Source organism: Phormidium tenue FACHB-1052 (assembly GCF_014696675.1).
In the GTDB taxonomy this organism is placed as follows: Bacteria; Cyanobacteriota; Cyanobacteriia; order Phormidesmidales; family Phormidesmidaceae; genus Nodosilinea; species Nodosilinea tenuis_A.
In genome coordinates this window covers 1-26,422 of the sequence record NZ_JACJQN010000003.1, presented here as the reverse complement: position 1 = coordinate 26,422, position 26,422 = coordinate 1, and the positions used below count along the sequence as shown (strand labels likewise).

At 56.8% G+C, this 26,422-nt stretch carries 23 protein-coding genes; 8 read left to right on the top strand and 15 right to left on the bottom strand.

Translation table 11 applies throughout. The features are described 5' to 3' along the window. Window positions 1–21 precede the first annotated feature (21 nt). Both H6G07_RS06165 and H6G07_RS06160 read right to left on the bottom strand, forming a co-directional pair. Window positions 22–693, bottom strand: coding sequence for a phosphorylase family protein (locus H6G07_RS06165; protein ID WP_073607521.1), 672 nt, complete (start codon window positions 691–693; stop codon window positions 22–24). After that, window positions 693–3,455, bottom strand: a complete 2,763-nt coding sequence (locus tag H6G07_RS06160; protein ID WP_073607520.1) for an efflux RND transporter permease subunit — start codon at window positions 3,453–3,455, stop codon at window positions 693–695. The genes H6G07_RS06165 and H6G07_RS06160 overlap by 1 nt, the downstream gene beginning before the upstream one ends. 138 nt (window positions 3,456–3,593) lie before the next feature. Between H6G07_RS06160 and H6G07_RS06155 the strand changes: the two genes are divergently transcribed. Continuing rightward, window positions 3,594–5,222: a cyclic peptide export ABC transporter gene (locus H6G07_RS06155; protein ID WP_073607519.1), complete on the top strand. Its 1,629-nt coding sequence runs from the start codon at window positions 3,594–3,596 to the stop codon at window positions 5,220–5,222. Here the strand turns inward: H6G07_RS06155 and H6G07_RS06150 are convergent. Genes H6G07_RS06150 through H6G07_RS06140 form a run of 3 tightly spaced genes read right to left on the bottom strand, consistent with a single transcriptional unit; the run spans window position 5,180 to window position 8,568 of the window. Then, window positions 5,180–6,292 carry a sulfotransferase family protein gene (locus H6G07_RS06150; protein ID WP_073607518.1) on the bottom strand — a complete coding sequence of 371 codons (1,113 nt, stop codon included), beginning with the start codon at window positions 6,290–6,292 and terminating at the stop codon, window positions 5,180–5,182. The genes H6G07_RS06155 and H6G07_RS06150 overlap by 43 nt on opposite strands. A gap of 8 nt (window positions 6,293–6,300) precedes the next feature. Beyond that, window positions 6,301–7,689 (bottom strand): aspartate aminotransferase family protein, encoded by a 1,389-nt coding sequence (locus tag H6G07_RS06145; RefSeq protein ID WP_073607517.1) that lies wholly within the window; start codon window positions 7,687–7,689, stop codon window positions 6,301–6,303. A gap of 33 nt (window positions 7,690–7,722) precedes the next feature. Further along, window positions 7,723–8,568 carry a squalene/phytoene synthase family protein gene (locus H6G07_RS06140; protein ID WP_073607516.1) on the bottom strand — a complete coding sequence of 282 codons (846 nt, stop codon included), beginning with the start codon at window positions 8,566–8,568 and terminating at the stop codon, window positions 7,723–7,725. A gap of 398 nt (window positions 8,569–8,966) precedes the next feature. Here H6G07_RS06140 and hpnH point away from each other — a divergent pair, with 398 nt between their 5' ends. Continuing rightward, window positions 8,967–9,977, top strand: a complete 1,011-nt coding sequence (gene hpnH / locus H6G07_RS06135; protein ID WP_073607515.1) for an adenosyl-hopene transferase HpnH — start codon at window positions 8,967–8,969, stop codon at window positions 9,975–9,977. A 180-nt stretch (window positions 9,978–10,157) separates the two neighbouring features. Here the strand turns inward: hpnH and H6G07_RS06130 are convergent, their stop codons facing one another. The 8 genes from H6G07_RS06130 to thrC all read right to left on the bottom strand — a co-directional run bounded on the left by H6G07_RS06130 (window position 10,158) and on the right by thrC (window position 17,512). Beyond that, window positions 10,158–10,439 carry a hypothetical protein gene (locus H6G07_RS06130; protein ID WP_073607514.1) on the bottom strand — a complete coding sequence of 94 codons (282 nt, stop codon included), beginning with the start codon at window positions 10,437–10,439 and terminating at the stop codon, window positions 10,158–10,160. A 65-nt stretch (window positions 10,440–10,504) separates the two neighbouring features. Further along, window positions 10,505–11,239 carry a phosphonate ABC transporter ATP-binding protein gene (gene phnC, locus H6G07_RS06125; protein WP_073607513.1) on the bottom strand — a complete coding sequence of 245 codons (735 nt, stop codon included), beginning with the start codon at window positions 11,237–11,239 and terminating at the stop codon, window positions 10,505–10,507. Window positions 11,240–11,243: 4 nt separating this feature from the next. Further along, on the bottom strand, window positions 11,244–12,086 hold the full coding sequence (gene phnE / locus H6G07_RS06120) for a phosphonate ABC transporter, permease protein PhnE (RefSeq protein ID WP_073607512.1): 843 nt from the start codon (window positions 12,084–12,086) through the stop codon (window positions 11,244–11,246). Further along, window positions 12,086–13,027, bottom strand: a complete 942-nt coding sequence (locus tag H6G07_RS06115; protein ID WP_139296953.1) for a phosphate/phosphite/phosphonate ABC transporter substrate-binding protein — start codon at window positions 13,025–13,027, stop codon at window positions 12,086–12,088. Before H6G07_RS06115 ends, phnE begins: the two co-directional genes overlap by 1 nt. A 169-nt stretch (window positions 13,028–13,196) precedes the next feature. Beyond that, window positions 13,197–13,538 (bottom strand): cupin domain-containing protein, encoded by a 342-nt coding sequence (locus H6G07_RS06110; RefSeq protein ID WP_073607510.1) that lies wholly within the window; start codon window positions 13,536–13,538, stop codon window positions 13,197–13,199. Window positions 13,539–13,700: 162 nt separating this feature from the next. Then, window positions 13,701–15,638, bottom strand: a complete 1,938-nt coding sequence (locus H6G07_RS06105) for an ATP-grasp domain-containing protein (protein ID WP_199311942.1) — start codon at window positions 15,636–15,638, stop codon at window positions 13,701–13,703. Between the two features lie 183 nt (window positions 15,639–15,821). Continuing rightward, window positions 15,822–16,097 carry a MoaD/ThiS family protein gene (locus H6G07_RS06100; protein WP_073607741.1) on the bottom strand — a complete coding sequence of 92 codons (276 nt, stop codon included), beginning with the start codon at window positions 16,095–16,097 and terminating at the stop codon, window positions 15,822–15,824. A gap of 110 nt (window positions 16,098–16,207) precedes the next feature. Continuing rightward, complete coding sequence (thrC, locus tag H6G07_RS06095) at window positions 16,208–17,512, bottom strand: threonine synthase (RefSeq protein ID WP_073607509.1); 1,305 nt, start codon at window positions 17,510–17,512, stop codon at window positions 16,208–16,210. 497 nt (window positions 17,513–18,009) lie between these two features. Here thrC and ntcA point away from each other — a divergent pair, with 497 nt between their 5' ends. The 4 genes from ntcA to H6G07_RS06075 all read left to right on the top strand — a co-directional run bounded on the left by ntcA (window position 18,010) and on the right by H6G07_RS06075 (window position 21,437). After that, window positions 18,010–18,681 carry a global nitrogen regulator NtcA gene (ntcA, locus tag H6G07_RS06090; protein ID WP_073607508.1) on the top strand — a complete coding sequence of 224 codons (672 nt, stop codon included), beginning with the start codon at window positions 18,010–18,012 and terminating at the stop codon, window positions 18,679–18,681. A gap of 117 nt (window positions 18,682–18,798) precedes the next feature. After that, window positions 18,799–20,202: a DUF3084 family protein gene (locus H6G07_RS06085; protein WP_073607507.1), complete on the top strand. Its 1,404-nt coding sequence runs from the start codon at window positions 18,799–18,801 to the stop codon at window positions 20,200–20,202. A 242-nt stretch (window positions 20,203–20,444) separates the two neighbouring features. Beyond that, a complete protein-coding gene (locus tag H6G07_RS06080) occupies window positions 20,445–20,834 on the top strand; it encodes a PadR family transcriptional regulator (RefSeq protein ID WP_073607506.1) in 390 nt (129 codons plus the stop codon). A 72-nt stretch (window positions 20,835–20,906) separates the two neighbouring features. Continuing rightward, on the top strand, window positions 20,907–21,437 hold the full coding sequence (locus tag H6G07_RS06075) for a cofactor assembly of complex C subunit B (protein ID WP_073607505.1): 531 nt from the start codon (window positions 20,907–20,909) through the stop codon (window positions 21,435–21,437). A gap of 99 nt (window positions 21,438–21,536) precedes the next feature. Here H6G07_RS06075 and H6G07_RS06070 read toward each other — a convergent pair whose 3' ends face one another. Further along, a complete protein-coding gene (locus H6G07_RS06070; protein WP_073607504.1) occupies window positions 21,537–21,866 on the bottom strand; it encodes a DUF3155 domain-containing protein in 330 nt (109 codons plus the stop codon). Window positions 21,867–22,109: 243 nt separating this feature from the next. Here H6G07_RS06070 and H6G07_RS06065 point away from each other — a divergent pair, with 243 nt between their 5' ends. Then, window positions 22,110–23,639 carry a sensor histidine kinase gene (locus H6G07_RS06065; protein WP_073607503.1) on the top strand — a complete coding sequence of 510 codons (1,530 nt, stop codon included), beginning with the start codon at window positions 22,110–22,112 and terminating at the stop codon, window positions 23,637–23,639. 124 nt (window positions 23,640–23,763) lie between these two features. Beyond that, entirely contained in the window at window positions 23,764–24,930 is a 1,167-nt protein-coding gene (locus H6G07_RS06060; protein WP_073607502.1) for a pyridoxal-phosphate-dependent aminotransferase family protein, read from the top strand. An 84-nt stretch (window positions 24,931–25,014) separates the two neighbouring features. Here H6G07_RS06060 and glyQ read toward each other — a convergent pair whose 3' ends face one another. Next, window positions 25,015–25,902: a glycine--tRNA ligase subunit alpha gene (gene glyQ, locus H6G07_RS06055; protein ID WP_073607501.1), complete on the bottom strand. Its 888-nt coding sequence runs from the start codon at window positions 25,900–25,902 to the stop codon at window positions 25,015–25,017. Between the last annotated feature and the right edge of the window lie 520 nt (window positions 25,903–26,422).

The following is a 26,422-nucleotide window of genomic DNA, read 5'->3' as shown; positions in this document are numbered from 1 at the left end:
CCTTGACCTCAGGAGCAGTCTTCAGTGTTGAAATAGGATCAGGGTGATCTGCTCCAGGGTTTTGAGCGCCTGGAGTGAGCCGCTAATGAATTTTAAAGCTGCAACCGGGCGTTTCAAAAAGCTGCGGGCAAGGGTGTCAGCGCGAAGTTTGCCGTCTGGGCCGATCGCACCCGAAATATCCGGCAAATCGTGGCTACAGTCGTCGCTGATCACCCGCAGAATGGCGACTCTGGCCTGGGGCAGGGCCTCCAGCAGTACGGCGCTTTCCATATCGACCACATCGGCCTGGTAGCGATCGCCCAGCTGCTGTTTTTCTTTGACTGTGGTGATGACGCGATCGCACGTCACCCCCGTTCCCACAGGAACTCCAAGGCGTCGGGCCAACTCGTCGGTAAGGGCGCGATCGCAGGGGTAGCCCTTCGAATCATCCCCCCCAGCAGCGTCCCAAACCTGCTCGAGCAAAATCCCATCTCCCACCGAATGCTGGGGTGACAGGCTGCCGCCTAGGCCGATCAACAGAATCTCCTGGTCTCTAAAGCGCGATCGCTCTTCCCAGGTTTCTAAAAATGCTCGGAACGCCGCTGGCCCCGCCGGAATGGCAACCACCGGGGGCGCATGGGGAACCGTCTTCAGGCCCCGCACCACCGCCTGATATTCGGCTCCTGCTGGTACGAGAATCACTTGAGTTGGCATCAGGCTGACCGCTTGGTGAGTCGGAGCCAGCCATCTTCGAGCAGGATGTAGAGCACCGGCACCACCACCAGACTCAGCAGGGTTGAGGTCAGCAGCCCACCAATAATGGCCACGGCCATGGGCTGCCGCAGCTCGGCCCCCGCCCCAAACCCGAGGGCGATCGGCACCATGCCCAGCACTGACGAGGCGGTGGTCATGACGATGGGGCGCAGCCGCACCAAGCCTGTTTTCTTAATGGCGTCGGTGCGCTCAAGCCCGGCCCGGCGCAGCTGGTTGATGTAATCCAGCAGCAAAATCGCGTTTTTGCTGAGCAAGCCCAGCAAAAACAGCAGGCCTAACAGCGAGACAATGCCAAAGTCGCTGCGGGTAATCCATAGGGCCAGCGTCGCTCCAACCACCGAGAGCGGCAGCGACAGCCCCACTACCGCCGGTTCTAGCAGCCGCCCAAAGGGCACCAACAGCACCAGTAGCATGCAAATTACGGCCAAAATTAAGATGCGGCCAAAACTGCCCAGCACTTCCCCAGCCCGGGCTGAGTCGCCCGCCAGGTCAATGCGCACACCGGGGGGTACTACCGATTCCGCAATGTCTACCACCTGGGCAGTGGCGTCGCCCAGGGCATTGCCGTCACTCAGGTTGGCGCTGACGATCGCAACCCGCTCCCCATTCTGCCGGTTGATCTCCACGATCGCATCGGCAGTGTTCTCGGCCCCTGAAATGCGCACATCGGCAAAACCGGGCAGCGCTTTCACTTGGGCCTGAATCTCAGCGGCGGCGGCTTGCAGCGCCGTCAGATCGTCGCCCACTAGGGCTACCTGGAGGGGTTTTTCGCCGCCGGTATCAACAAACTGAAGGTCTTCAACGCTGGTCTCCAGGCCCGCCCGGGTAGGCAAATCCTGACGGAGCTGGGCCTGCACGGCGGCGGTGTCGCGATCGCGCCCCTCCCGCAGCTGGATGTATAGGCTACCCTCGTTGGGTCTCCCTCGACCGCCTACGGTGGTCAGTACCGACTCGACCTCGGGCAGCTGAGCCACCGCCGCCTCTAGGTCGTCGGCCTGCTGCAGGGTCCGCTGCAAGAGCTGCGATCGCCCTGCTGCCTCTGCCTCTGCTGCTGCTGCCGCCGCCTGTGGTGCACTCAGACCCGTCGGCAGCTGTCCCGGCGGTGGTAGCTGGGCTCCATCGGGGCGCTGGGGCAGGGGCACCCGGTAGTTCAGCAAAAACTGCCCCTGGTCGAGCTGGGGAATAAACCCCTGGGGAATTAGCGGAATGATCGCAATGCCTGCGACCAGGCTGGCGATCGCCAACCCGATGACAATCCAGGGATGGCGCAGCGACCAGGCGAGCACTTGGCTGTACCGCCGCTCTAGCCAAGTGCTCCTCCCCGTCTCCGCCAGGAGTGCGGCGACTGCGGGGTTTGAGGGCTCGGGGCCAGTGGGCTCAGGGGTAGCGGGGGCAGTGGCCTGGGGTGAGCCAGAGGCCTTTAGCCAATATACCGCCAGCACTGGGTTCAGGGTGCGCGCCACCAGCAGCGAGAACAGCACTGCCGCCGACACCGTCAGGCCAAAGGGCTTAAAAAACTGTCCTACGGTGCCGCCCATCAGGGCCACGGGCAAAAATACGGCTACGATGGTCAGCGTTGAGACCGTCACCGTTAGGGCAATTTCGTCCGTTGCCTGCAAGACCGCCTGTTGCGGAGTCGCCCCTGCTTCCAGGTGGCGCATGATGTTTTCGACCTCAACGATCGCATCGTCGACAATGATGCCAATCACGATCGCCAGTGCCAGCAGCGTAATGGTCTCCAGGTTAAAGCCATAAATGGCCATCACAATCGCCGTGCCCAGCAGCGATAGCGGAATCGACAGCGCCGTAATCACCGTGGCCCGCCAGCTGCGCAAAAAGGCCAAAATTACCAGCACCGCCAGCACGATCGCCTCCACCAGCGCGTCGATAGTGGCTTCGGTTGACGCGCGAATGAATTCAACCTGGGTAGCAGCCAGAGCAATCTCGACCTGAGGCTGCTGCTCGCGGATTTGTGCGATCGCCGCCTCGACGCGATCGACCACCTCCAGGGTGTTGGCCTCGCCCTGCTTCACCACCTGCACTGCCAGTGCCGCTTCCCCGTTAAACCGAATTAGCGTCGGCGGGTTTTGTAGCTCCGCCAAAAAACTGTCCTCACCGCTGGCGGTGGCGCGGCTGCCAGTGCCGCGCAAGTCTACCCGCAGCACCCCAGGAATATCGCGCAGCGTCGGCAAGATTTCAGTTTCTACCAGTGCCGCCAGCTCAGCCGGGGGCAGCTCTTCACTGGTCAGGGCATAGCTAATCGCCGTCGCCTCATTCAGGTTGAGCGGAATAATCTCATAGTCAAACCCGGCCGCCAGATCGGTCTGGCCAATGGCCTGCTCGACTGCAGCCGTGGTCTCCTCCAGCGCAGCGTTCACCTCAAAATTTAGCCGCAGAATCGCCCGCCCCGGCGAGGTGGTTGAGTCGAGGCGAGACAACCCGGCCAGCGGTTGTAGCTGCGCCTCTAAGGGCAAGGTGAGCTCGGCTTCTGTCTCAGCTGCCGTCTCAATGGGGGCAGTGGCGTTAACGAGCACTACCGGAAAGGTGATGTCGGGAAACAAGGCATACTTCAGAGAGCTAAACGCAAACAGCCCAGCCACCCCAATCACAATCCAGCAGAAGAGCGTCAGCCCCTTGTTGCGCAGGGCAAATCGAGAGAGATTTAATCGTTCTCGCAGCTGGTTGAGGTTGAGGCGGGGCATCGCTTTATATCGGAGAGAAACGCAGATATCATAGCTTGTTCAACCGGTTGATCAGCCCGGGCTTGGGCCTGTCGCCCGCAGCGCCGATCGCCGTTTAGGCTCCCAGACTTTGGGTGCACCACCATTTGCGAGATCGCCATGAGCTTAGTTCTATTTCTCTTGCAGACCTCTGGGCCAGCCCTAGGGATTGCCCTAGTTACCGGCTTGGTGAGCGGCGGCTGTAGTGCGGCGCTGATTGCGCTGATTAGCTACACCATTGCCCAGGGGGTGACCGGGGGGGTGGTAGCGGCGGCGTTTGTGGGGTTGGGGGCGATCGCCCTGACTACGGCGATGGTGTCACGCATTTTGCTGGTGCGGTTTTCCCAGGCGGCGGTGGTAGAGCTTCAGCTCCAGCTCTGCCGTCAGATTTTAGCGGCGGAGCTGAAGTCCTTAGAAAGCCTCGGGTTGCCCAGCCTGCTGGTATTGCTCACGGAGGATATTCAGGCGATCGCCGCTGCCGCCGGGGTCTTGCCCGTGTTAATGATCAATATTGCGGGCACCGTCGGCTGCATGGTCTATGTGTCGTGGCTGTCGTGGCAGGTGTTGGCCCTGGTGCTGCTGATTACCCTGGTAGCTTCGTTTAGCTGCCGCTGGTTTTTGGTGGCGGGGCGGCGCGGTCTAGCCGCTGCCCGCGACCACCAGGAGCGGCTGTTTCAGCATTTCCGCAGTCTGATTGAGGGTATCAAGGAACTGAAATTGCACTACCTGGGCCGCCAAGACTTTTTTGCGATCGATCTCCGACCTACCGCGATTCAAGTCAAGCGCTACAACCAGCAGGGGTTGAGCCTGTTTGCCGTGCTCGACAGCTGGGGCAAGTTTATCTACTTCTTTGCGGTGGGGCTGGTGCTGTTTGCCCTGCCCAATTGGGTGGGCATTAGCCCCAACACTCGGATCGCCTACGTGCTCACCTTTACCTACCTGCTGGGGCCGATGGAAAACCTGGTAAATAAGCTGCCGCTGCTAGGCCAGGCTAGCGTGGCCCTCGATAAGCTCAAAGCCCTGGGTCTGAGCATCGATGCCGCGATCGCTGCCGCTACCGTGCCACCGATCGATCCAGGCTGGCAGCGGTTAGAACTCAAGGGCGTGACCCACAGCTATCGCACCGATCAAGAGGGTACCGAATTCACCCTAGGGCCGGTGAATCTAACTGTTCACCCCGGCGAGCTGATTTTTATTATTGGCGGCAACGGCAGCGGCAAATCGACCCTGGCGAAGGTGCTCACTGGCCTCTATCGTCCGCAAGCGGGGACAATCTGGCTCGATCAGCAGCCCATTGATGAGCAGAATCAGGAGTGGTATCGGCAGTATTTTTCGGCGGTGTTTGCCGATTTTTACCTGTTTGATCGGCTGCTGGGGCTGAGTGGCGAGGCTGACGACAGCAAAGCCCAAGACTATCTAAAAAAGCTACAGCTCAGCCACAAGGTGAGCATCGACCAGGGCCGATTTTCGACGGTGAATTTATCTCAGGGGCAGCGCAAACGCCTGGCCCTGCTCAGCGCTTACATGGAAAACCGTCCTATTTATCTATTTGATGAATGGGCTGCCGATCAGGATCCGGCCTTTAAGCAGGTGTTTTATACCCAGTTTTTGCCCGACCTCAAGGCCCAGGGGAAGACGGTTTTTGTGATTAGCCATGACGATCACTATTTCTATGTGGGCGATCGCATCCTCAAGCTCAACTACGGTCAGATCGAGTTTGAGCAGAGCCCCGCATCCTTTAAGTCATAGCCCCAGCGCTGAAGATAAGCCTGCCAATGGTGTTCAACCTTGCTAACTGTTTCGGGCTCTAGAGAATATTGGTTTTGCTGGTAGTCGTCTAAACCCGCTAAATAGGTCTCAAAATAGGGGCGCGCCGCCTCAAAATCGGGCAGCTCTAGATGCTCAAATAGATGCTTTAGCACCGAAAGCGGCTCGCTCTGCAAATCCTCAAAGCGCACCTCGGCAAACTGCTCCGAAGGTAGATCCGCCGTATCGGTTTTGAGCGCATCTAAAAGAAACGGGTAGCTCTCTAACACCAGCGACTCAATCGGTAACTCGCCGTAGTCTTGCAGCGCCAGTTCGGGCAGCAACCGCGTAAAATAGTGTCGCGCCGAGGGAAACACCCGGTAGGGGTTGCGGTAGATGTGAATGAACTTCGCCCCCGGCCACAGCTCCCGCAGATGGCGAATGTAGCCCGTATAGACCGGGTTTTTAATCAGCAGCGGGCGGTGCCCCTGGTGCACTGAAACCTTCCGCAGCAGGTGGCGATGCAGGCGTTTCCACCGTTCCACATTGGCTTCTTCGACCTCCCCAAATACATCCCGGCGAAAGTGAGCTTCAAACTGCCGGGGAAAATACATGCCGTGGTAGTACGAGGCCGCCCCCATCGTCGCCAAGGGAATGGAATCTTCCTGGGGCGAGGTGGGCGTGACCGCCACGTTATCGACGTAGCGATCTTGGGGTAGGGCTTGCTCCAGTAGGGGTTCCAGCGATCGCACTATCCCCAAAATATCCCACGGCATCCCCGTTGCCAGCGGGGTAATGTAGCCAAACGCTGGGCACTGAGCCATGACGTTGTGCAGGTGGGTGGTGCCCGATCGCCAGTAGCCGACAATAAAGACGGGGTCGGGCATTGGCTGCTTGGGAGACAGGGCAAACGCCACCTGTTCTGCGGTCGAAAAGGGCCAGCGGGCCAGGGCCACCGCCAGGGCCAGAGCCACCTGGGGGCAGCGGTTAGCCGCAGGCAATCCATTTTGCAGCAGCAGCCTGAGCAGGGTCGGTGGGTTGCTGCCGCACAGCGGATGAAACAGGCTAGCCATGGCTGGGGCTACCGGGCTCCGGCTTTGGTTTTCATCGCCTGGGTGGCCAGAGTTTTGCCAAATTCCCAGGCGGCCCCCGGCACCCGGTGGGCATCGGCCACTACATCGGTAACGGCCTCGACAATCCAGCGGCGATCGCTCTCTTGCAGAGTCAAAGGCGGAATGAACTTGACCACGTTCATGCCGTAGCCCGCCACCTGCGACAAAACTCGGTGGCGGGTAAAAAGCGGCACCGTAATGATCTGTGAGAACAGACCCCGGTTAGCGGCCTCCAGCATCTTCCACGACATTTTTAGCTTCAGGCTCTTGGGTTCGCCAAACTCCAGCGCCATCATCATGCCCAAGCCCCGCACCGCCTTCAGACACTCGTACTGGCCGACCAAAGGCTGCAAATCGGCCACAATCTGTCGTCCCATCTGGGCCGCGTGGTCGATCCAGCCCTCGGTTTCAAGCACGTCGAGGGTGGCCAGCCCAGCCGCCATGGCGAGGTTGTTTTTGCCAAAGGTGCTGCCGTGGACGACAGCGCGATCCATGCGGTTAAACACCTTGTCAAAGATCCACGACCGACAGGCGACCGCCCCTACCGGCACAAACCCGCCTGAGAGGGCTTTGGCCATGCAGAGCAGATCGGGCTCGACGCCAAAGTGCTCGATCGCCCACCATTTGCCCGTGCGACCCAGCCCGGTCTGCACCTCATCGGCAATGAACAGGCTGCCGTATTTGCGGCAGAGCGCCGCCGCCCCCGGTAGGTAACTGGCTTCTGGGATCCACACGCCGTGCCCCTGGATGGGCTCGGTGATAAAGGCAGCCACGTCTTTGCGAGACAGGGCTTTTTCCAGAGCAGCCAAGTCCCCAAACGGCACTTCGATAAAGTCGGGTAGAAAGGGGCCGAAACCCTCCCGAAAATGGGGATCCCCCGTGGCCGATAGGGATCCTAGCGTGAGGCCGTGATAGCCCCCTTCGCAGTAGACAATCTTGCTGCGCCCGGTGGCGTAGCGGCTGAACTTAATCGCCGCCTCGACGCTTTCGGTGCCCGAGTTGGCAAAAAAGATCCGATCCAGCCCCGGCGGTGTGATCTGCTGAAGCTTTTCGGCCAGCAGCCCCGACAGAACCGACACATCCAGCTGCACCAGGTTGGGCAGTTCTGCCGTCAGCACATCCTGCAACGCCTGGACGATCTTGGGATGGTTGCGCCCTAAGGCAAAGACGCCAAAGCCGCTGAGCAGGTCGAGGTAGCGATCGCCCCGATCGTCAAACAGATAAGGCCCCTCGGCGCGCACGTAGTGGCGATCGAACCCGATCGTCTTGAGCACGTTGACCATCTGCGGGTTGAGGTACTGCGCGTGCAGCGAGAAATTGTCTCGCTGCCGCTCGGCGATGCGATCGAGAATGTTCATTCACTAGTGAGGTAAGAGAGGCAACCGGTCTAACTAGACTTTAGTCATAAGTTCGATCGATTTGCCAACGCCGAGCAGCGGCGTCACGATCGCCATCACATCGGCCCGGCTGAGTTTCTCTCGGCCCTGGGCTAGGGCATCGATGGTAGCCGTCGCCAGCGCCAAGGGAATGCGGCAAAACAGCAGGGCTGGCCCCGTGGGCAGGGCTTGGGTATAGGCATCGGCCATTTTGAGGTTGCGGCGGGCGTAACGCTGCATGTCGTCCGCCGTCCAGCCCTCCGGGAAAAAGTCGACGCCGCGATCTTTGTCCTCCAGGTGGTTGCGCAAAATATTCACCGATTGCAGGCCGCGCCCAAAGCCAATTGCTTCCATGCGGCTGGTTTCGGTGCCGTCGTACCAGGCCCAGAGGTCAGAGAGCATCAGCCCCACGGCCCCGGCCACGCTAAAGGTGTAGCGATCGAGATCGGCTTCGGTTTTGATCCGCCAGTTTTGCTCGGCCCAGTAGGCCATGCGATCGGCCATGGCGGCGGTGGCATCCCAGATGCGGGGGGCGATCGTATCGGGGGCCAGCAAGGCCCATTCGCCAATGCGCTGGGTCACCTCGTCAAGTTGTTCGCTGTGGCCCTCTAACCCCACCGCAAAATCGGTCACCGCTGAGGATTCTGTGCCCGCTTGCAGGTTGAGGCTAATTTGGCGCAGCAGCTTGGTTTTGGTGTTGCCGTCTAGGGTCGGATGGTCTTCAATCTGGTCGATCGCCCGCATGCACAGGTACGCAGATGCCACCGCTTCCTGAAGCCCAGGAGGGAGTAAGCTGATCGGAATAAAGAATGTTCGGCTGGTCTCCTTCAGCAGGTCCAACGCAGATTTAATCGACGGCATTGAGCGCTCTCCTCACGTTGCTTTGGCTTTCAACCATACTGGTTGACTTTCATTCTGTAAGCTTTAACAGAGCATTAACGGTGAATCAACTTGGATGAATGGTATCTGGGGCTACTAAGCATCTAGGGTACCTGTAGGCGGCTACTTGGCCACGGGCAGAATTAACCGCATCTTACACCGTCAGTCCCAGAGGCGTGGCTTGGGCCAAAACTCCCAGCGGCGATCGCAGGCTAGGTGGGCAAGGGATGGGGGCGGAGACAACCGTTTTTGCCAAAATGAATTACGGTAGTTGGGTATCACCATCAGGGTTCGACGCATCAGCTGCCGCCGTGACCTAGGCTGCTGGCCCGGTTAGCGGTTATGCTGACGAATCCTCCCCAATCGAGGAGTGAAGAGACATGGCAATCAGTTTGCAGCAGGCCCTGGGCGTGGGGCAGTATCTTGTCACTCAGCGCCTCAAAGGGCGCAAGCAATATCCTCTGGTGTTGATGCTAGAACCGTTGTTTCGCTGCAACCTGGCCTGCTCGGGCTGCGGCAAAATCCAGCATCCTAAAGAAATTTTGAAGCAGAACCTGTCGCCCGAAGCCTGCTTTGCGGCGGCGGAAGAATGCGGTGCCCCGGTGGTTTCGATTCCCGGTGGGGAGCCGCTGCTGCACCCGCAAATTGACGAGATTGTACAGGGCCTAGTGGCGCGCAAGAAGTTTGTCTACCTCTGCACCAACGGCCTGCTGCTCGAAAAAAGTCTCGACAAATTCACGCCCTCGCCCTACCTCTCGTTTAGCGTGCACTTAGACGGCATGAAGGACCTGCACGATCGCTGCGTCGATCGCAATGGCGTCTTTGATATTGCCATCAGCGCCATCCGGGCCGCCAAAGCGCGAGGCTTCCGGGTCACCACCAACACCACCGTGTTTGAGGGTACCGACCCCCAGGAAATCCAGTCTCTGTTTGACTATCTCACCGAATTGAAAGTAGACGGCATGATGGTGTCGCCGGGCTACAGCTACGATTGGGCCCCCAACCAGGAGCACTTCCTTAAGCGCGACCAGACCAAAGCGCTGTTTCGAGAAATCTTGGCTCCGTTTACGGCAGGCAAAAAAAAGTGGGAATTTAACCACAACCCGCTCTTTTTAGACTTCTTGACCGGGCAAAAAGACTACGACTGCACCCCCTGGGGCAGCCCCAGCTACAGCGTGCTGGGGTGGCAAAAACCCTGCTACTTGCTAAACGAAGGCCACTACGAAACCTTCCAAGAATTGCTCGACAACACCGACTGGGAGAAGTACGGCCACAAGAGCGGCAACCCCGAGTGTGCCGACTGCATGGTGCACTGCGGCTACGAGCCGACGGCAGCAGAGGCAGCCCTACAACCGCAGAATATGCTGCGGGCGATGGGCAGTTTGTTCTAGCTAACCCCACTACCAACGCTGGGATGGCTGGATATAGGTACACACCCAAAAAACGTTCCTTTTAGGGGCAAACGGTCGTTTGTCCCTGCTCAAATCTATGCCGCCATTTAGCAAAGCCCCAACGTTTTAAGCGTTGGACAGGGAGTTCAAATCATGACGTTTAGAGCGAGGGTGTTACCTTTAGAAAGACCGCAGCATGAGCAACACAAAGCCTGTGCCGTAGAGCCACGGCAAGGCCACCAGGCCATAGATCACCCCTAGCGGCATGCGGTCGTACGCGATCGCCACACCGACCCCCGACACGACAAACATGACCGGAACCAGCAGCGCGGCGACCAAGAGCAAGTTGACCCAGGGCACCTTCATATTCGCGATGCTAATCAGGCTCGCCCCGGCAAACAGAATGCCCAGCAGGGTGCCTGCTACGCATACAAGGCCGTTAACGAGGACAGGTAGGGGCATCTCAGACTCTCCGGGTGATTGTAACCTGTGGTGAAATTTTGCAATGCCCAGTCGAGAACGTCCGCTCAGGATTTGTAGATTAAGTCCAGGCTGGTTGCATTTACCTGGCTAGTGGGTCGATCAAGCACTAATTTTCCCGCCTGAATGCCGAGGATGCGATCGCCATAGGTCAGCGCCAGCTCGACCTGGTGTAGGTTGCACACCACGGTCAGCCCTTCGTTGCGACAGAGCGATCGCAGCAGCCCCAGCACCGTGTGGGCCGTCTCGGGGTCGAGGCTGGCTACAGGTTCATCGGCCAAAATCAGGCTGGCTCGCTGGGTGAGGGCGCGGGCGATCGCCACTCGCTGCTGCTGTCCGCCCGAGAGCCGATCCGCCCGCTGAAAGGCCGCATCCAAGAGCTGCACCCGCTCCAGAGCCGCCATGCCCTCCCGCAGCAACTCTGGCGGAAACTGGTTGAGCCAGCAGCGCCAGAGGGGCAGATCTTGTAAGCGCCCGCCCAGGCAGTTTTCCAGCGCGGTGCGGCGGCGCACCAGGTTGAACTGCTGGGCAATGGTGGCCATTTGGGTGCGGGCCTGCCGCAGTTCCCGAGCGGAGCAGGTGGTCAGGTTCTGGCCCTGAAACCACACTTGGCCCCCCGTTGGCTTGATCAGCTGAAGGATGCAGCGCATCAGCGTCGTTTTACCCGCCCCGCTCGGCCCCAAAATGGCGGTGAAGGTGTGCGGCTCAATCTGAAAGCTAATGTCGTCCAGGGCGGTGCGGTTGCGGTCGTAGACATTAGACAGGTGTTCAATACTCAGCATGGTTTCATCCTAACCGCTGCCGCAGCCGAGCGCTGAGGGCGTCGATCAGCGTCACCATGGCCAAAATCAGCAGCAAAATGGTGCAGAGCCGAGGAAAATCCAGCAGCTTGAGGCTGACCAGCAGTTCGTAGCCAATGCCGCCCGCGCCGACGATGCCCAAAATTATCGACGATCGCACGTTAAATTCCCACAGGTAGAGGCTGATGCCGATCAGTCCGGGCAAAGCTTCGGGCAAGACGGCAAAGGTAAAGGTGCGCATGCGATCGCACCCAGTCGCTTCCACCGCTTCGATCGGCTCAGGCGGCAGGGTTTCTAACACCTCGGCGTAGAGCTTGGCCATCGACCCAGTGGTGTGCAGCGCTACCCCCAGCGCTCCAGCAAAGGGGCCAAGGCCCACAATCGAGACAAAGAACAGGGCAAAAATGGCCGTGTCAATGCCCCGCAGCAGGTTGAGGAAGCTCCGTAAGGGCAGCGATAGCGGCCTAAACGGGGTGACGTTACGGGCCACCACCACCGCCAGGGGCAGCGCCGCCACCATGGCCGCGCCCGTGCCGATGATGGCGATCGCCAGCGTCTCCCAGATCGCTCCTAAGAAGCTGGGCAGCTCTGAGAAGTCGGGGGGGAACAGCCGCACCAACCATTCACCTAGCTGGGGCAGCCGCGACCAAAACTGCTGGGGATCGACCTCGGCCCCGTGGGCACTGGCGACGACCACCGCCACCGCCAGCACCCCCCAAAAGCCCTGCTGGAGGATTCGCCAAACTCCACCCTGTCGCTGCCACTCGCGCTGTAAGAGCGCATCGAAATCGGTGACCGGATGGCTACCGTTACTGGAGGGTGGCTCCATCACTCCAGCTTGCCTACGGATTTGCCAGCCGTCTCGATCGGGCTATAGTTGCTGCCGTCGGAGACCTCAAAGCCGGTGTAGTTCTTGGGCAACAGAATTTGGGTTTGCTCTGGGGTGAGGTTGACCAGCGCATCTTGCAGCCTGGTTTTCAGTTCGGCGGGAAAGTCACCCCGCACGACGATCGGGTCATTGGGTAGCGGCTCAGATTGCCAGATGATCTTGAGCTGGCTTTTGTCGATTTTGCCCTGCTCGGTCAGCACGTCGAGGTTGCGATCGTAGTCCGAGGCAATGTCGGTCTGGTCGCTCAGCACCGCGATCGCCTGGGCGGCGTGGCTGGCCCCTTCGCTGTAGTCAAACACCGTTTCGGGGTCTAGCCCCCGCCGCTTAAACTCCGCCTGGGGAATCAGCCAGCCCGAGGTTGACCCTACGTCGGCCAGGCTGAGCTTGAGCTTTTGCCCCTGCTGACTCAGGGCGATCGCCTCGTCCAGCGTGTCAAAGGGCGCGTCGGCTTTGGCCATCAGCACTGAGTAGTAGGTGGGTTTGTCTTTATATTTAACGGTGGCGATCGCCTCCAGGGCAGGCTCGTTGTGGTGGGCCAGCACATAGCCCCAGGGGCCTAACCAGGCGACATCCAGCGTGCCCGATCGCAGCGCCTCAGAGATACCAATCCAGTCGTCGGCCACGGTCACATCGGCAGGCAAATCTAGCTGCTGGGCCACGGCCTCAAACAGCGGCTCAAACTGCTTGCGGTTCTCATTGGGGGTGGGGAAATAAGGCCCAACCCCAAACTTGAGCTCCGTCAACGCCTCAGGAGAGGCGGCTGAATCCGCAGCCGTTGGATTGTCGGATTGGGGCGCACAGGCCACGACCACAACCAGAGCTAGCAATCCAACCAGCCAGGCGCTCAGCCAGCCTTTGAGGCGAAATCTATTTGTGCCCATCTTCTTTTGAAACATTTTTAGCTTGCAGAGACTATTAAATCGCCTCAGCGGCTGCTTTTAGTTAAAAGAAAATGAGTAAGTTGAGCGCCACACAGTCTACTCCTGGCTCAGAACGGATCAGTGGTAAATTAACGGTCGCTTGCAGGGGAGACACCCTAGTCAACCAACGCTAGGCGCGATCGCGACCCTGCACCACAGCCGGGGGCGTAGTCACCTCAACGGCGGTAAAGGGTTCCAAAATTTTGTAGGTGTGCGATGCCCCCTCAGGAACGACCCAGGAGTTACCGGGTTCTAGCACGACGGTCTGACCTTCGAGCTGTAGCTCAGCTCGCCCATTAATCACGTAGCCGATCGCCTCGTAGGGGCGCTGGGTTTCGGGCTTGGCCTCGCCGGGCTGCTCGTTTTCCCATAGCCGCATGGCCAGCTTTTTGCCGAGGGCCAGATGCTTTTGCCCCATGGCACCGATCGGTGCCGCTTCAGAGGTGACTTTTATGACGGTGGTATCGCTCATCGTTCTAATACTCGCGCGCGCGGGCGTAGGAGGCAAAGGCCGCAGGGGCAGCGCTGGCAACCACCTAGCCCGATGGTTTACAACCGCATAGTAAAAAACTCAGGGCCAGGCAGCATCTTGCTAATGAGGGAGCCTGGGTCGTACAACCTCAGTGGATCGCATCTACTGCCCCTCCCTGGAGGGCAAGATCGTCCCTGTCTCCTTGAGATAGACGCGGCTAAAGGGCTCACCGCTACCCAGCCGGTATTGCTCAATTAGCCCCTGGCGGCGAATCGAGACATTGCTGCCCTCGCGCACCACCACGGTCGAGTGGGGCAAGATATCGCGGGTTAGCAGCGTCTCGGTTTCGGTTGGGTTGTCCAAAACGACCATGTCGCTGCCCGAGTAAAACATGCCGTCTTGCTCAAAGATGTCGCCGCGATATTCGGCAATCAACATGTCAAGTCTGGGGTTGCGCAGCAGGTTGCGCACGTTGACGTTGTAGTTAGGGCTCAGGGCCTTTTCAGAGCGGTTGATTAGCACGCCCTCCCGACACACTGCCCCAATCACCCAGTTGGGATATTGCAAGAGCAGATGGTCGATCAGCTCTTGCAAATCGCGCATCGAAACCCGATTGAAAGTGATGGTGGGAATGCGGATGTTGGTGTCTTCAGGAAAGAAGGTTTCGAGAATGGGGGAGGTGACATCGACGCGATCGCCCACCGACGGGTTGAGGTGCATCGAAATCCCCGGCGCAGAGTTGATTTCTAGAATGCCAAAATTGCCGTCCTTCCACGATCGCGACAGGTCACGGGTAATCACATCAATGCCCAAACAAGTCAGGCGAAAATGTTGGGCAATATCCTGGGCCAAAACCACATTGTCAGGGTGAATAGTGGGTGTGGCGTCGATGCTCACCCCCCCGGCAGATAAGTTCGCTACCTTGCGCAGATAGACGGTTTGATCGGCCTCGAGCACGCTCTCCAGGCTAAACCCCTGCTCCGCCAAATACATCTCCATCGCCCCATCGGTTTTGATCTTGCCCAGGGGAGAGGTTGGGGTGTCGCTGCGATGGGCGGCTCGGTTAGCGTCACGAATCAGTTCGCTGATAGTGGATTCGCCATCCCCAGTGACGGAGGCGGGGCGGCGCTCCATAGCGGCCACAAATCGACCGTTGACACACAAGATCCGAAAATCGGAGCCCGCAATGCTCTTCTCGACAATCACTTCTACCGGCTGGTCTTCAGGAATGGCTGCTACGGCGCGATCGAAGGCGACTTCCAGTTCCTCATCGTCGCGCACGTCTGCGGTTACACCTTCCCCCTTGTGCCCCGTCACCGGTTTTACTGCGATCGCATAGCCAACGCGATCGGCGGCGGCTAGAGCCTCCTTACGGGTCGTGACGATTTCGCCGTTGGGCACCGGAAACCCCAGGGTGCTGAGAAAGGCTTTGCAGTCGTCTTTGCGGGTGGTGAAGTCTGAGTCTAGGTGGCTGTCGGTATCAAAGGTGGTCGCCACGCCGCGCACCAGCTTTTTGCCATAGCCATACTGCATCAACCCCTCATCCCACAGATAAAAGGCGGGAATGCCCTTTTCGTGGGCGGTTCGCAGCAGCGCATAGACCGTGGGGCCACCGTAGACCGACTGCCGAAACAGCCGCTGAAAGACTTCAACCTGGTCTTCAATATAAAACTGATGGTCTTGGGTGATGGCCTCAAACCAGTCCCACACGGCGTAGACCACCGATCGCGTCGTGCGACCGTGCAGCGCTTCGATGGCAATGCAGCAGCGCTCACCTCGGTGGGTCACGCTCCAGCGGTGCAGATATAGGCCGATGTCGAGCCGGTTGACCTCTGCCGCCACCTGGGCAAAGAGATGGGCAAAGGAGTCGTAGGTGTGCTCTTTGAGGTGAGGGTAGCGATCGCCCACCGCCTCGACATAGGCCGCCATCGGCAGCGGGTCGCTGTTTCCCGAGAGGGCAAAGTCGAAAACGAACGCCGCCGTATTGAGGTAGGGGTTGCTGCCCTCACAAAACCGACTGTTGTGAATATCAAAGGCATCGGTGCTGCGAGCGTTCACGCGGGATACCGGAAGTTGATCGAGAATCACCTGCTCCTCCAAAGCAAATACGCTCCATTTTAGGCAGGTATTCCCTTCCTAGGCCTGTACCGCAAGCATGAGAAAGCCTTAGTCGTTGCTCTACTGCTGGTCACGTCCAAACTATCAGCGGCTGCCCAAAAAAATACTGAGCAAAAGCTTTTGCTCAGTATTTTCTGATCCAATAGCTTGTCTTTGGCGCTAACATCAGCCTCCGGCTACGGCAGGGACGATGCTGACTTCGTCGCCATCGTTGAGAGCGGTCTCTTTGCCGTCGAGAAAGCGAATATCTTCGCTGTTGACGTAGAAGTTAACAAAGCGGCGCAGCTCACCAGAGTCGTCGCAAAGCCGGGCTTTGATGCCAGGGCAGTTGCTCTCCAAATCATTGAGCAGATCTACGATATTGCCACCACTGCATTCCAGAGCAGCCTGGTTGTTGGTAAACTTTTGCAGCGGAGTCGGGATTAGTACTTTTACAGCCATGGGTGTAGTAAATGAATCGGGAAAATTAAATCGATTGATCAAAAGGGCATAGGGAATAGAGTTCAAGGTTTGAGCAGAAAATGGGCTGCTTAAACCTTAAACCTCATACCCTAAACCAGCACTTGCTGCCATTCCAGCCGGTCGAGGGTGCGGGAACGCTCCAGGGCACGCTCGAAACTGTCGAGCTTAGGCTCAATGGTAAAGGGCTCACCAATATAACCCTGCACAGCTTCTTGGGTCTTCAGGCCGTTGCCGGTGATGTAGACGACTGTAGACTCATCAGGGTCAATTTTACCGGCTTCTACCAGCTTTTTGAGCACTGCAATAGTAGTGCCTCCAGCGGTCTCGGTAAAAATACCTTCGGTTTCGGCCAATAGCTTCATGCCTTCAATAACTTCAGCATCGGTGACTGACTCGATGTTGCCGTTGGTCTTGCGAGCTATGTCGAGAGCATAGATACCGTCGGCGGGGTTGCCGATGGCAATAGACTTGGCGATCGTATTGGGTTTGACCGGAGTCACAAAATCGCGGCCTTCTTTAAAGGCTTGGGCAATGGGAGAGCAACCCTCGGCCTGGGCACCGCTAAAGCGAACGGGCTTATCGTCAACGAGGCCGACCTTAACGAATTCTTGGAAACCTTTGTAGATTTTGGTGAACAGTGACCCAGAGGCCAGCGGCGCTACGATGTGGTCGGGCAAGCGCCAACCCAACTGTTCAGCTACCTCATAGCCGAGGGTTTTAGACCCTTCGGAGTAGTAGGGGCGCAGGTTGATATTGACGAACCCCCAGCCTTGGGTGTTGGCCACTTCAGAGCACAGACGATTCACTTGGTCGTAGTTGCCCTGCACGGCCATGACGGTGGGGTTGTAAATGAGAGTGCCCAGTACCTTACCAGCTTCTAGGTCGGCAGGAATGAACACGCAGCAGTCAAGGCCAGCATGGGCGGCGATCGCCGCTGTAGAGTTTGCCAAGTTGCCCGTGCTGGCACAAGACACCGTGGTGAACCCCAGCTCGCGCGCTCGAGTTAGCGCCACTGACACCACCCGATCCTTAAAACTAAGGGTGGGCATATTGACAGCGTCATTCTTTATATAGAGTTCTTTTAGCCCTAGCTGCCGCGCTAGCCGATTGGCCCGTACTAGGGGCGTCATGCCAGTGCCCACATCAATGGGGTTATCGGTGCTAACGGGCAAAAAATCTTTGTAGCGCCAGATTGACAGTGGCCCTGCCTGAATGGTGCTGCGAGTGACCCGCCGACGAATCTCATCGTAGTCGTAGGCAACCTCTAGGGGGCCAAAGCAGACGTCTTCGCATACATGCTTGGCACCCAGGTCGTAGGTTTCCCCACACTCTCGGCATTTCAGTGCTGAAAAGGTAGGCTTGGTGGCGATCGCTTGCTCGATAGACTGCGTCATGGCATTTCCCTAGGTTCTCGGAGGAGCGGTGATTAACTTCGCTAAGTTGATCAGAACGTAACACTGGTGACAATACTTGGTCAAACATACCCGACCAAAAAAGTCGGGTATAAGCAATTCTGTGTAACTGCTTGTGTTTTACGCCAGTAGGCGCTAGTTCCCGACTAGAAGCAACGGGTCGGCTGTTCTTTGTTCCGACTGCCAGCCACCTCATTTGTGGTTGTTTAGACCCTTAAAGATTTTGCTGGAACCCCTGAAAGGGTTCTAAAATCAGCCTTGAGAGCAATAAAGTAACTTGTTATACAAACGCTTGCCTTGCAGTTAAGGTTAAGTGATCTAAAGTCATGGAACGTTTGCATTGGTCGGTGTGCCAGACCAGTCAGACTGCTTTATGCTTTATGCCCAAGGTGGTCTGTGCTACGAGTTTGACTGTCACCACGACAGCCAAACAATACATTTAGTGCAGATGCCCTCTGTGATGCTCTTAGCAGAACGTTATGGTAGTGACCCAAGATAAGCCCCTTGCCAATGTTTTTCGTCAGCTATCCGGAGGAGCGTTTCCCCCCGTAGTCGAATCCTATGAGCGGGGGAAGACAATTTTCTTCCCTGGAGACCCAGCTGAACGGGTATATTTTTTGCTGAAAGGGGCAGTTAAGCTGTCGCGGGTGTACGAGGCGGGTGAAGAAATCACAGTTGCCCTGCTGCGAGAGAACAGCGTGTTTGGGGTTCTGTCGCTAATCACCGGTAATCGTTCTGATCGCTTCTATCACTCTGTGGCCTTTACTCCGGTAGAGCTTTTATCGGTGCCGATTGAGCAAGTTGAGCAGGCGTTAGAAGAAAATCCTGAACTGGCCTTGCTGATGTTGAGGGGGTTGTCCTCTCGTATCTTGCAAACCGAGATGATGATTGAAACTTTGGCCCATCGAGACATGGGCTCGCGGCTGGTCAGTTTCTTACTCATTCTCTGCCGCGATTTTGGGGTGCCAAGCCAGGACGGCATCACCATCGATTTGAAGCTATCTCATCAGGCTATTGCTGAGGCAATTGGCTCTACGCGGGTAACGGTGACTCGTCTCCTGGGAGATTTGCGCCAGGAAGGCATGATCTCTATTTATAAAAAGAAGATCACTGTTCATGATCCGGTCAATCTGAGTCAGCAGTTTACTTAGTTTAGGCTTGGCTAGATGTGGTGGCTCTGGTAGCCGAACTAGCTATTGACAATATTGGGGCGTACGAGGCCTCAACCCATGCAGTAGAGTAAGTGCAAACTCCCCTGTGGCTGGTGCATGGTTTCTGGTTACGTCTTGATTTTGGCGGTTTTAATTCTGGGAGGCTTTATTGCTACCCTTGGCGATCGCGTTGGCACGCGGGTAGGCAAAGCACGGCTAAGCCTGTTCAATCTACGCCCTCGACAAACGGCTACCTTAGTCAGCATTGCTACTGGCAGCGTCATTTCAGCCTCTACGCTGGCCCTGCTGTTTGGGGTGAGCAGCCAGCTGCGCACTGGGGTGTTTGAGCTGGGTAAAATTCAGGCTGATCTGGCCAGCGCCGAGGCTGATCTAGCCCAGGCTCAATCTACTCAAGAGAATGTAGAGGCTGATCTAGAGTCGGCTACTGACGAACGGCAGCGGGCGCTAGCCCGGCTACAGGAAATTAACCAATCGCTCAACCAGGCGGTAGCTCAGCAGGAAGCGACTGAGAGTGAACTCCGCCAAACTCTGGGCCAGCTAGATGCGGTATCGCAGCAGGCTGCTGCGCTGCGACAGTCGACCGATGCGCTGCGGGTACAGCGCGATAATCTGCTGGCGCAGCAGGCCACAATTGGCAAACAGATCGCCGATCGCGATCGGGCGATCGCCGCCCTAGACGAGCAAATTGCCGATCGCGATCAGGCGATCGCCCAGCGCGAGCAGCGCCTGACTAGCCTAGAGGCCGAGCAAGACTTTTTAGAACAGCAAGTAGCGGTGCTGCAAACCCAGTACCAAGGGCTATTTCGGGGCAACATTGCGCTCAACCGCAACCAGGAAATTTTAGTCGGCCAAGGGCGCGCCGAAAATCGAGCGCAGGCAGAGGAGTTTGTCACGGGCTTTTTACTCGAGGCCAACCGTCTGGTATCTCGGGCGATCGCCCCTGGAGCTGTGATTGACCAGCAAATTTTGTTGATTGGCAACCGCGAGGTCGAGGCGCTGATTGACCGTCTGGCCACCGGCGAAGACTACGTGGTGCGCCTGCTGTCTGCGGCTAACTACATTACGGGTGAGCCCTGCGTGGTGCAGCAGGGTGAACCCTGTGTGCAGGTCTTCATTGATGCTACCCCCAATCAGCAGGTCTATGCTCTGGGCGAGCGATTGGCAACGGTGACGCTAGACCCCCCTCCCCTGGGCGATCGCCAGCTAGTCGAGCGCCTCAACCTGTTACTGGCAGCCGCCCAATTTCGAGCTCGGCAAGACGGCGTCGTCAGTGACACGCTACAGGTAGCCGATAACCGGCCTGAAACGGTGCTCAACTTCCTAGAGACTGTTCAGCAGTCGGGGCAGGTGGCCGAACTTCAGGCCATTACTGCCACTGATATCTTCACGGTAGGGCCGGTTCAAATTCATCTAGCAGCCGTGCGCGATGGCCGCATTCTATTTCAGACCAATGGATCTATTAATCCTTTGAACAATAGCCGTAACCTGCAAAGCGAATAGCCTTAGCGCAATGTGTTCTAGGAAAAGTTCAAGTCAAAGGATCCAAATTAAAATTCTTTGGTGGCGAATATTTAATAATGTCTAAAAAAATTTGCAGATAGTTACCATCTGCCCCCACTTCGATACTGTGGGGATCACCTGTGCTTAGAATTAACCTACAAATCTGTCGGCTGCTAATAGGTTGCTTTTAACTCTGGCTTGTCCTAGGGCAGGCAAACTTTAAATATACCTGGAGCGATCCCATGAAATTTGAGGATATTTATCAGTTCTTCGAGGATCCACCGCCAATTTATCTCAATAAAGAGCTTGCCGTTTGCTACGTGTTGTCGATATTGCTCCAGCAAGATTCCTACGGCACCGAATTGATCCAGCGGTTGACTCACCAGTATCCCCACTACCGTCTGTCAGATACCGTGCTCTACGGAGCACTTAAGTTTTTGGAAGACGAAAACGCCATTGACGGCTACTGGAAAAAGGTAGAAGGCCGGGGTCGTCCTCGCCGCATGTACCGACTTAACCCTGACTGGCGGCTTCAGGCCGAGGAACTGGCTGAGTTTTGGAAAACTTACATGGGTGACCCAATTCGTCCCGCCTGCGCCCAAAGCCCAGCCTACTCCGCGCCCCATCGATGAATCAGTGACGCAAGGCCTACCTGAATGATCCAACATTCCGTACCCTAGAGAGGTAGCTTTGCATGGCCCAGCGTGACTGACACTGTTCTCTATTCGACTCTGTTTCTAACCCTGCTAATGATAGTGGGGTTAGTTTTTTTTATTCGTGCTTCTACCAAAGACCGCATCGAAACCCTGACTTTAACGCGTCCCGTTGAGCCACTAACGTTACTGCAAAACCTGACGACCTACTTTGAGGCGCGGGCCTACGCTGTGATCGCGGCCGAAGCAGAGTCTCAGCGCATTACCCTACAGGGAAGAGTCCGTCCAAGCCTGTTTCTGGCCGGATTCTTAACTCTGCTTGCCGCTGTGGGCGCTCTCTGTTTTGCCTTGGTACTGGCCAATCTATGGCCAGCCTATGGCGCTACCTTTCTGGGCTTGCTAGTGTTAAGTCCACTAGCCGGTTGGTTCTACTGGCGTGGCGCCGATCGCGATGAGAAAATTTGCTTAGAAATCCCGCCCGACGCTACGGTCAATGACCAATCAGAGGGAGCGCTTGCTAAGGTTATGGTTACTGCCCACCGCGATGAGCTGATTGCTCTAGAGCAAGGTTTTGACCGCTGAAACAAAAAAAAGCTAGCCCTTGGGCTAGCTTTTTCTATGGGTAGGGCGATTCTGACGGCGGCATCGTTAGAGCAGACATCCGCGATCAAAATCCTTACCTTAGTGAGTCAGGGTCTCTAAAACCGAGGCATTCTCTTCATCATCTTCTTCGCCGAGCAGCACCCGCAGACTGGGGAAAAGAAAATGATTCTCTTCTACATACTGGGCACCAAACAAACCTTTCTCGGCCCAAAAGTATCGGTCGGTGGTGTGCTCGTTCCGCTTAACCAGCAGCAGGGCTGGGGGGGCAATGCCCTCGGAATGAATAAAATTCCGAGCTGCGGTTACGGGTTTTTCGTTGCCGCTCTCAATACTATACTGAGGAACAGCTTCCAAAATGCGACGGCCTTCTAAGCGACGACGACTCTTACGCTTGCGTCTCCTTGCCAAGTTGCCTACCTCCCTCTCAGTGGATATTTGGATGTAGTTTCGGTTACAAAATTTGTTAACCAGGCCAAGTATATAGGCTCAAAATAAGAATTTCAACTTCTCTTAAAAATCGGCCTAAAACCCCTGAACACTAAGAGCTATAAAGGATACAAGGGTGTCTGAGGGGGCTAGGCCTGAACAGAATTGTTAAAAAATTGACAAAACTTTAATTTTTCTTCCGTCAAACTCTTATGTTGCGCTGCCATGATTGGCTCTCCCAGCTCTGAATTCATCACTCTGTGCCAGTCTCAGGTACTCCTATTGACCCAGGCGCTAGGAGCTGCTTCCACGGTGGTGTACCTGGTCGAAGCTAAGGTTGAGACGATAAATCCTAACCTGATACCGCTGGTGGCCTATCCAGAAACCGCCGAACTGTGGCAGAACCTGCGGGAAGGGTTAGCGGCAGTATTTGATGAAGGCAATGAAGGTAATGGCGGCAAGCAATTCCCAATCGCTCCATCAGAATCCTGGCTTCATCAATCCGCTGGCTCAGATCGAGACTTAGCTGGGATACCGCCCAACACCCATATCTATTTAGAGAAGGGGCCGCTTTCGACGCCGTTTAGAATGGAGCCGGCATCAAGTCTGGAAGGAGTGGAGACTGATGCGACGGCCTATCCCCTAATATTGCCGCTGGCCCATGATGGTGTGGTACTGGGCATGATTGTCAGTACCCGCGAAGCACTGCCCTGGACATCGGACGATTATCGACGGGCTGAGCAGGTTGCCAACACATTGGCGATCGCCTATGTGCTAGATCAGCGCAATCAATGGCTTCAGCGTCAGCTTCACCAACGTCAGCTAACCCAAGCCGATCAGTCTGAAACCTTCCACGATCTGCTGCATCAGTTTCGCAATCCGCTCACAGCGCTACAGACCTTTGGCAAACTGATGGTCAAACGACTACCCCCCGAGGACACCAACCGGCCAATTGCCGAAGGCATCGTACGTGAGAGCCGACGATTGCAAGATCTAGCCCAGCATTTTGACACCGCCGTTGCCGAAGGGGATAAAACCTTAGAGCAGGCTGCTACCCCCCCAGCGGGTAAGTTGCTGCTACCGAGTTCACCTAGTGAATGGAGCGATCGCCCTCAGGTCGTTATCGATAGCGGAGACACTTTAAACAGTGGGTTGGCAGCGACCCAGGGGCAGCCCCTCGAAGCTTTGACATCAACGATCGGGCATGGCCTGGGACGATCGCTGAATGTGCGGCCCGGCGCGATCGCCGAGATTGCCATTCCCCTAGTGCAGTCCATTGCCCCCCTGGCCCATGAACGGGGCCTGCACTTGGTGCACCATATCCCCACCCCTTTACCCAAGGTTTGGCTTGATGCAGCCGCTCTAGGAGAAGTGCTCCACAACCTGCTCGACAACGCCTTAAAATATGCGCCTGTCGGGTCTCTAATTTGGGTTGCCGCAGGACTAGTGCAGCGATTTGGCCAGCAGATGTTCCAGGGAGTTGCCGTAGGCGATACCGGTGCAGGTATTCCTCTAAGCGATCAGCCCCAGTTGTTTACCCGTCACTTTCGCGGTGTGCGGGCCCAAGGCGATATTCCAGGTACGGGGCTAGGTCTTGCCATCGTGCAAGATCTGGTGCAGGGCATGGGCGGGCATATCGATCTAGTCAGCCCCGTTCAGGGTACGCCTTGGCTGCCGCCAGAGGCTATTGCTTACCCCCAAAATCCTGGCGTTGTATTTGTGGTGTGGCTAAAAGCTTTAGACAGTGAGATGTAGACCTGTTTAGACTGGTGGACTAAAGGGCCACCGTTGTGCTTCACACTACGGAATGTCGCATCCATAGGAGAATGGGTTCAGTCTGTTCATTCGGTTCAGCAACCCATCGTCTTCGGTGTTACCCATGGCAACTATCCTATTCCCCAATCCCTCTGCCCGGCTGGCACCGCCAGCCCCTCTACCTCCCCTAACGGTACCCGAGCGGTTGTTGTTAGGCCCTGGGCCAAGCAACGCTGACCCCCGTGTCATTGCCGCTATGAATCAGCAGCCCATTGGCCACCTTGATGCCGCCTACCTCGCGATGATGGATGAGGTTCAAGAGCTGCTGCGCTATACCTGGCAAACTAGTAATCCCCTTACCTATGCTGTGGCCGGTACCGGCTCGGCAGCGATGGAAGCGACGATCGCCAATGCCGTCGAACCGGGCGATCGCGTCCTCGTTGCCGTCAAAGGCTACTTTGGTCACCGCTTAGTCGATATGGCCCAGCGCTATGGAGCCGACGTGGTCACCATTCACCGACCCTGGGGCGAAGCCTTTACCCTAGAAGAATTGACCGCTGCCCTAGATGAGCATCGGCCCGCAGTGCTAGCGATTGTCCACGCCGAGACCTCCACCGGAGTTCGCCAGCCTCTCGAAGGATTAGGAGCAGCCTGCGCCGAGCACGACTGTTTGCTGCTGGTTGATACCGTTACTAGCCTAGGCGGCGTGCCAATTTTTCTCGATGAATGGCAGGTTGATCTGGCTTATAGCTGTAGCCAAAAAGGGCTGAGCTGTGCCCCCGGTATTTCCCCCTTCACCATGAGCCCTCGAGCCGTCGCCAAGCTAGAGCGCCGTCGCCAGCCCGTGGCAAATTGGTATCTCGATGCAGCCCTGCTGCGAAAATACTGGGGACCAGAGCGGGTTTATCACCACACCGCACCGGTCAACCTCACCTATGCTCTGCGCGAAGCTCTGCGTCTCCTAGCCGAAGAAGGTCTAGAAACTCGTTGGCAACGCCATCAACAAACCGCCACCTACTTCTGGCAAGGGTTAGCGGATCTCGGCCTCACCTGCCACGTTGAAGAATCCCTTCGTCTACCGACCCTAACCACCGTGCGCGTACCCGATGGCATTGATGCCAAAGCTGTCGGTCGTCAACTCATGACCGACTACAACATTGAAGTCGGCGGTGGGCTCGGAGAACTGGGAGGTAGGGTTTGGCGGATTGGCCTCATGGGCTACAACAGCCAACCAGAGCACGTCGATACCCTGCTGCACGCACTTGAGACAGTGCTGCATCAATCCGCTTAACGCGTCAAATCGCTGACTACCTGTGGTAAACGAAGAAGGCGTCTCTATAGATAACGGAGACGCCTTCTTCGTTAAAGCTATTGTCTAGGCCACAACCCGCTGCTCGCCTGCCAACAGAGGAAATCCTAGCTTCTCCCGTTGTTCTAAATAAAGCTGCGCCACTCGCCTGGCTAATCCGCGTACCTGGCGAATGTATCGAGTGCGCTCGGTTACCGAAATTACGCCTCGCGCATCCAACAGGTTAAACGTGTGCGAGCACTTCAGCACATAGTCATAACTTGGCAGCACTAGACCTCGGTCCATCAGCTGCTCTGCTTCCTGCTGGTACAGATCAAACAGCGTGAACAGCAGTTCTGGATTTGAGGCCTCAAAATTGTACGTCGAGTTCTCAACCTCCGCCTGCATATAGATATCGCCATAGGTGAGCTGATCGTTCCACTGAATCTTGGCGATCGCATCCACCTCCTGCAAATACATCGTCAACCGCTCCAGCCCATAGGTCAGCTCAATCGACACCGGGCGGCAGTCAATCCCCCCACACTGCTGAAAATACGTGAACTGAGTAATCTCCATCCCGTCCAGCCACACCTCCCAGCCCACGCCCCAGGCACCCACCGCCGCATCCTCCCAGTTGTCTTCCACAAATCGAATGTCGTGGTCTTCTGGCTTAATGCCCAGAGCCCGCAGCGAATCTATATACGTCTCCTGGATATTCTCAGGCGATGGCTTAATCAACACCTGATACTGAAAATAATGCTGATAGCGGTTCGGGTTCTCCCCGTAGCGCCCATCTGCCGGCCTCCGACAGGGTTCCGCATAGGCCACCGACCAAGGTTCTGGCCCCAACGCCCTTAAAAACGTATGGGGGCTCTTCGTCCCCGCCCCCTTCTCCGTGTCATAGGGCTGCATAATCACGCAGCCCTGCTTAGCCCAAAAATCATTCAGCGTTGCAATCACAGCTTGAAAATGCACAGCTCTCCCCCAGTTAATAACCCAGACTCATACTCATAACCTCTAATAGTATTTAACAGACTTGACCCCAGCGCCGAGAGATTCCCCACCGATAGACCGAGATAGCCGCTTGCAGCCCATCACCATAAAGCCCAAAAAGATTTTTCTAGCTTGTCCGTATCTCTAATGACAAAGCTAGCTTAGCGCCGCCTCAAGCCCTATAACCCTTACCCAAAAGGAATTCCACAACGCTAGGGGTGCCGTTCTTTTCCCTCTACCCCGCGCTAGATACAGCGCCAACGAAAAGATTTTGTCCAAGAAAAAATCAACAAAGCCCGCCTTTGAGGCCCCTTTAAACTATAAAAACCCTTGCACCGCAAGGGTTTTAGGCCACGGGAACAAAATAGTCCCAAGTAGTTGACACTCCAGGGAATCCGCCTTATATTGATAAAGCGCCTGAGGGAAACGCGCTGAACTGCGCGACTGACCGAGGGCTTAGCGAACCTCGACAACTACATAGTCTAGAAACAAAGCCAAGGTT